The sequence below is a fragment of the Streptomyces sp. ATLC9 genome (assembly GCF_057196705.1).
On record NZ_JBXUOY010000290.1, the window covers coordinates 1 to 6,138 of the forward strand.

The following is a 6,138-nucleotide window of genomic DNA, read 5'->3' on the forward strand; positions in this document are numbered from 1 at the left end:
CCCCCCGCGCGGCCCCGCCGCGCGGGCGCCGGCGCGCCCCCCCCCCCCCCCCCCCCGGGGCAGTTCACCGCCGTGGGCGACGGCGCCGTAGAGCATCACGCTCGAGTAGTCGGCGAAGCGCGGAACGAGGGCGCCGGCGAGCGTCCTGGCGATCCTGGAGACGTCGAGCAGGTCGCCGAGGGCAACGCCGATGTCGTCCAGGAGCTTCAGCCGCTGCCGGGCGCGCTCGATCTTCTCCATCGCGTCGCGCCGTTCGGTGACGTCCATCACCGTGGAGCTGACGCCGAGGACGCGTCCGTCGGGGCTGGTGAGCCTGCCGTACGACACCGAGCGCCAGCCGTGCCCGCCGGGTGCGGCCAGGACGGTGTCCACGACGGGACGGCCGGTCTCCAGCACGAGGGACTGGATCTGGGCGAGGGTGTCGGCCACGGCCCCCGGCAGGACATCGTGGACGGTCCTGCCGAGGGTCTCGCGGACCGTCCTCCCGTTGAGCCGGGCGAATGCCTCGTTGGCGCGGACGTAGCGGCGCTCGGTGTCGAGGACGGCGATGCCGAGCGGGGAGGTGGCGAAGAGGGCGTCGAGGGCTGCGAGGTCCTGTTCGACGGCGCGCAGCCGGGAGGTCTCGACGATGTTGGCCAGAACGAACGGTTTGCGGTCGGGTGGCGTGAGCAGGGAGGCGCGGGCCTCCACCTCCACGGTGTGCCCGTCCCGGTGGCGGACTCGGAGGTTGCCGCGCCAGTATCCGTTCTCCCGGACGGCCCGGTAGACCTCGCCGCGCGAGGTCGGGGCGCCCGAGGACGCCTCCACGGGGACATCGGTGAGGTAATCGCCGTAGTAGCGGCCGACCATGGCGTCGGCGGGCCAGCCGAGGATCTCCTCGACCGTGGGGCTCCACAGCACGACGTAGCCGTCGGTGTCGAACATGACGACACCGACGCGCAGGGTGTCGAGCAGTGAGGTGGTCACGCCCTCGACCGCGCCGTGGAATGCCTTGGGTGGGTCGCTCACGCCGTCCTCGTCCACGCTCGAGCCTTCGCCCGAGCGCACACCCGGGCACTTTGGGACTGTTTGTCCGCATACCCGATTGTGCATTGAGTCAGGCGTGATCACCGCTTCCCCGGCGCAGGCGCTCGACCAAGTAGCGCCGCTCTCCCGCGCCACCCCCGTCCGCCCCTCCCACTCCGGCGCCGCCCGCCCGGTGCCCGCTCAGCCGCTCGACCATGCCCTGGGCCTCGGCCCGGGTGGCGTAGCGGCCGACGCGGTAGCGGTTGCCGTTCGGGTCCTGCCTTATGACCATCCAGGGGAGCACGGCCTTGCCCTCGCTCATCGTGCGCCCCTCCCGCACGGCGCCCCGCGCCGTGCGACTTCCCCCAGCGATCCACCGGTCTGCATATGCCCGAGCCTACGCCTGAACTTAACGCAGCGCATTCGCATTGACACAATGCGGCATTGTTTCGGCCATGTGTGCGAGCGGCGGCGGGAAGGGCGGGCGGGAGCGCTTCAGCGTACGGGCAGGTGGTACACCGCGCGGTGGCGGTCCGCCGGCACGACCACGTCCGCGGTCTCCACCGGACGCCCGCCCGCGCGGTACGTCCGCTCGATCACCAGTACGGTGTGCCCCGGTACACCGCCCAGCACGAGCATCTCCTCGGCCAGTCCGGGACGGGCGCCGACCTCCTCCACCACGTTGTCCACGACGATGTCGATGGCCGCCATCCGCTCCACCACCCCCCGTCCGCCCAGCGGCCCCTCCTCCGGCAGCATCACGGGGGTGCGTCCGGTGACGGCCAGCGGCTCCCAGGAAGTGGAGAGCATCGAGGGCTCCCCGCCGACACGGAACAGGTAGCGGGTGCACATCACCCGCTCCCCTTCCTTGATCCGCAGCCGCTCGGCGACCGCCGGACCCGCTTCCTCCTGCTCGCTGTGCGACTCCCAGGTGCCCGACACCCATTCGTCGGCCTGCTCCTGACGGAACGGGCCGGCCTCGCCGGCCGGCCGGTAGCCGGTGCGGATCACCCTGCGCGGCACGGGCCGCTCGCGCACGTACGTCCCCGACCCGGAGCGGCCCTCGACCAGCCCCTCGGCCATCAGCACCTTGCGGGCCTCCAGCGCGACGGTGTCCGAGACGCCGTACTCCGCGCGGATACGGGCCTGCGACGGCAGCCGGGTGCGCGGCGGAAGCGTGCCGTCGGCGATCTTCCGGCGGAGATCCCCGGCCACACGCAGATATGCGGGCTGCTCACCGAAAGGCACATGCCCTCCCAACGGCTTGACGGTGCGCAACAGCTTGGCAACGGGAGGATGTACACCGCAATGATCGGCCAGGGTTTCACCCGATGTGATGAAGTGCTGTTCAGGGCAGGTTTCGAGCACGGGTCCGGCCCCCCCCGCAAACCCGGGGGGCCGGGACCGGTGCGGAGCGGTCAGAACCACCGGATGGCGAGAACGCCGGGGCTCAGAACTGCAGCGCCCAGGAGTTGATCCTGCCGGTGTCCCAGTAGGCGTTGTCGCTGACCCTCAGCTTCCAGGTGCCGTTCGCGGCCTCCGAGGAGGCGTCGACGGTGTAGGTACCGATCACGTCGTCGGCGCTGCCGCCCGTCCCGTAGTTCTTGAGACGGTAGGCGGTGCCGTCGGGGGCGACCAGGTCCACCTGCAGGTCACCGCTGTAGGTGTGCCGGATGTCGACCTCGACCTTCAGGTCGGAGGGGGCGTTGCCGCTGACGCCCGAGACGGTGATCGGGGACTCCACGGTGGAGTTGTCGCTGATCGGGTAGTCGGTGGTGTTCTCGAAGCGGTCGCCCGGCGGGTCACCGGGGTCGCCCGGGCCGCCCTCGCCCACGTTCAGCAGCTTGTTCGGGGAGCCGCTGCCGGGGTTGGAGATCGCACCGGTGACGGCGGCGGAGTCCAGGGCGGCCGCGACCTGGGACGGGGTGGCACCCGGGTTGTCGCCCAGGTGCAGCGCGGCGGCACCGGCGACGTGCGGCGCGGCCATCGACGTGCCGGAGATGGTGTTGGTGGCGCTGTCGGAGGTGTGCCAGGTGGAGGTGATGGACGAGCCCGGCGCGAAGATGTCCAGGATGCTGCCGTAGTTGGAGAAGGACGAGCGCGCGTCGGAGCTGGTGGTGGACCCGACGGTGAGGGCCTCGGCGACCCGGGCGGGGGAGGAGGTCGACGCGTTGGTGTTGGAGTTGCCCGCGGCCACGGCGTAGGTGACGCCGGAGGCGATGGAGTTGCGCACGGCGGTGTCGAGGGTGGAGTTGGCGCCGCCGCCCAGGCTCATGTTGGCCACCGCGGGCTTGACGGCGTTCCGCGTCACCCAGTCGACGCCCGCGACCACGCCGGAGATGGTGCCGGAGCCGTTGTTGTCCAGCACGCGCACGGCCACGATCTTCGCCTTCTTGGCGACGCCGTGCGAGGTGCCCGCGACGGTGCCGGCGACGTGGGTGCCGTGGCCGTTGCCGTCCTGCGCCACGTTGTCGCCGTCCACCGCGTCGTAGCCGTTCACCGCCCGGCCGCCGAAGTCGCCGTGGCTGATCCGCACACCGGTGTCGATGATGTAGGCGTTCACACCCTGCCCGGCTGAGTCCGGGTAGGTGTAGCTGCGGTCGAGCGGCAGGGACCGCTGGTCGATGCGGTCCAGGCCCCAGGACGGCGGGTTGGTCTGGGTGCCGGCGATGGAGACCTTCTGGTCCTGCGCCACCGCGTCCACGGCCGGGTCGGCGGCGAGCTTCTTCGCCTCGGCCTCGGTCAGCCGGACCGCGTAGCCGTTGAGCGCCTCGCGGTAGGTGCGCTTGATGGAGGCGCCGTACTTCTTCATCAGCGACCTGCCCTTCGAGGAACCGGCGTCGGCCGCGTCCTCGTCGAGGGTCACGATGTAGCTGTTCTCGATCGCTCCGGGGGCGTCGGCGTTCTGGATCACGCCTTCGGCGGGCGGAGCGGCCACGGCCGCCGCGGCGGGCACGAAACCGATGGCCAGGGCCGCGGCGGTCACCGCGGCCACGTGGGCACGTCTGCGTCGGGTGGGACGCATCGCTGCCATGTGGGGGTCCTCCTCTTGTGGGGTGCGCTACTGAGGGATGCGCATGGGCATGACAAACCAGGCACCGGAAGGTGCGGGGTGCCGGAATGACTCGCCGCTCGAAAGATTCGCCGATCCACAGGAAAGACACAAGGGTGCGTGCACAAAGACACGTACATGTCACATGCCGTCAACACACTTCCGGTCACGGCGCGTCGGCTCCGGATCACCCTCGACCAGCACGCGCGGGACCGTGACGCGGCGGTTTCTCCGCCTACGTCGCCGCGTCTCTGGAACAGAGAGTCGCCATGGACAAGCTGCGAGAGATCGTCGCCGACTTCGAGACCGACAACGAAGCTCTCACCCGCGAAGAGGTCGAGGCCCCCGGCCCGCGTCAAGTGGGCCTTCCCCCGCGCAGACGTTCATGACGTCACCAGGGGGATCACCGACCAGGCCGCCGTCCTCCCCCGCACCCACCACCTTCACGGCCACAAGTACGCCATCGATGCCGCTCTCGCCGCCATCGCGCGCGGCGCGCCCCAGCCGGTCACCGTCCTCACCCCCGATCCCGAAGACCTGACACTCCTGTGCGGCCTTTCTGTGGAGGTCGTCAAGGTCTGAGACCGTGTCGCCGCCCCCTCCCGACAAACGCTGTCACCGCATCGCCGGATCGAGGATTCGCTGCGGCCGGATACCTGTGCCCGACCCGCCGAAAAGCGAGTCGGGCACGGACATCGGCCCGGTGTCAGACGTTGAAGCGGAACTCCACCACGTCGCCGTCGCGCATCACGTAGTCCTTTCCCTCCATGCGGGCCTTGCCGCGGGCGCGGGCCTCGGCCACCGAGCCCGCCTCGACCAGGTCCCCGAAGGAGATGACCTCGGCCTTGATGAAGCCCTTCTGGAAGTCGGTGTGGATCACCCCGGCCGCCTCGGGGGCCGTGGCGCCCTTGCGGATCGTCCAGGCGCGGGCCTCCTTCGGACCCGCCGTCAGGTAGGTCTGGAGGCCCAAGGTGTCGAAGCCGACGCGGGCGAGGGTTGCCAGGCCCGGCTCCTCCTGGCCGACCGACTGGAGCAGTTCCAGGGCCTCGTCCTCGTCCAGCTCGGCGAGGTCGGACTCCAGCTTGGCGTTGAGGAAGATCGCCTCGGCCGGGGCGACCAGCTTGCGCTGCTCCTCCTTGAACGCCTCGTCGCCCAGCTCGTCCTCGTCCACGTTGAAGACGTAGAGGAAGGGCTTGGTGGTGAGCAGGTGCAGGTCGTGCAGGAGCCCGGCCCGCTCGGAGCCCTGGACGATGCCCGCCGAGAACAGCGTGCGGCCCTCGTCCAGGATGGCCCTGGCCTCCTCGACGGCCTTGACCTTGGGCTGGACGTCCTTCTTGGTCCGGGACTCCTTCTGGAGCCGGGGCAGGACCTTCTCGATGGTCTGGAGGTCGGCGAGGATCAGCTCGGTGTCGATCGTCTCGATGTCGTCCCCCGGCGAGACCCTGCCGTCGACGTGGACCACGTTCTCGTCGTCGAAGGCGCGGATGACCTGGCAGATCGCGTCCGACTCGCGGATGTTCGCCAGGAACTTGTTGCCCAGTCCCTCGCCCTCGCTCGCGCCGCGCACGATGCCGGCGATGTCGACGAAGTCGACGGTCGCGGGCAGGACCCGCTGGGAGCCGAAGATCTCCGCCAGCCGGGCGAGCCGGGCGTCGGGGACGCCGACGACGCCGACGTTCGGCTCGATGGTGGCGAACGGGTAGTTGGCCGCCAGGACGTCGTTCTTGGTCAGGGCGTTGAACAGGGTCGACTTGCCGACATTGGGCAGACCGACGATTCCGATCGTGAGCGACACGTGGCGACTTCCCGTAGCGAGAGGATCTGGGTGGACCGGCCCGGACGGGGGCCGATCCACCAGTCTACGGGCACTCCAAAGGACGGCCCTGGCGTGTCCGTACCGGGATCCGGGGCGGTGTCCGGCCTACGTTGGTGCGGTGGAGCAACACAGTGCGCGCATCCCCCGTCTCCGTCCGCGACGCCGGGCGGTGCGGCCCGCGTCCCCCGAAACCGAGAAGAGCGCGCTCCGGCGCACGCCGGAGCGGCCCGTGCCGGGCCCGCCCCGCGCGGACGCCGGGGCCGCC

At 70.7% G+C, this 6,138-nt stretch carries 5 protein-coding genes; all 5 read right to left on the bottom strand.

Features of this window, described 5'->3' with window-relative positions:
* Window positions 1-1,008: PAS domain-containing protein (locus AC2CJA_RS22720; protein ID WP_484604535.1), on the bottom strand; the 1,008-nt coding region annotated here is incomplete at its 3' end.
* An 88-nt stretch (window positions 1,009-1,096) separates the two neighbouring features.
* Window positions 1,097-1,327 (bottom strand): SPOR domain-containing protein, encoded by a 231-nt coding sequence (locus AC2CJA_RS22725; protein ID WP_484604536.1) that lies wholly within the window; start codon window positions 1,325-1,327, stop codon window positions 1,097-1,099.
* A gap of 173 nt (window positions 1,328-1,500) precedes the next feature.
* A complete protein-coding gene (locus tag AC2CJA_RS22730; RefSeq protein WP_484604537.1) occupies window positions 1,501-2,253 on the bottom strand; it encodes a GntR family transcriptional regulator in 753 nt (250 codons plus the stop codon).
* A gap of 202 nt (window positions 2,254-2,455) precedes the next feature.
* Complete coding sequence (locus AC2CJA_RS22735; RefSeq protein WP_484604538.1) at window positions 2,456-4,039, bottom strand: S8 family peptidase; 1,584 nt, start codon at window positions 4,037-4,039, stop codon at window positions 2,456-2,458.
* Between the two features lie 724 nt (window positions 4,040-4,763).
* Complete coding sequence (gene ychF / locus AC2CJA_RS22740; protein ID WP_484604539.1) at window positions 4,764-5,852, bottom strand: redox-regulated ATPase YchF; 1,089 nt, start codon at window positions 5,850-5,852, stop codon at window positions 4,764-4,766.
* Between the last annotated feature and the right edge of the window lie 286 nt (window positions 5,853-6,138).

Bases quoted from the DNA above. Each gene is read 5' to 3' on its own strand.
- AC2CJA_RS22725 (WP_484604536.1), bottom strand. From the start codon at position 1,327: ATGAGCGAGGGCAAGGCCGTGCTCCCCTGGATGGTCATAAGGCAGGAC.
- AC2CJA_RS22735 (WP_484604538.1), bottom strand. From the start codon at position 4,039: ATGGCAGCGATGCGTCCCACCCGACGCAGACGTGCCCACGTGGCCGCG.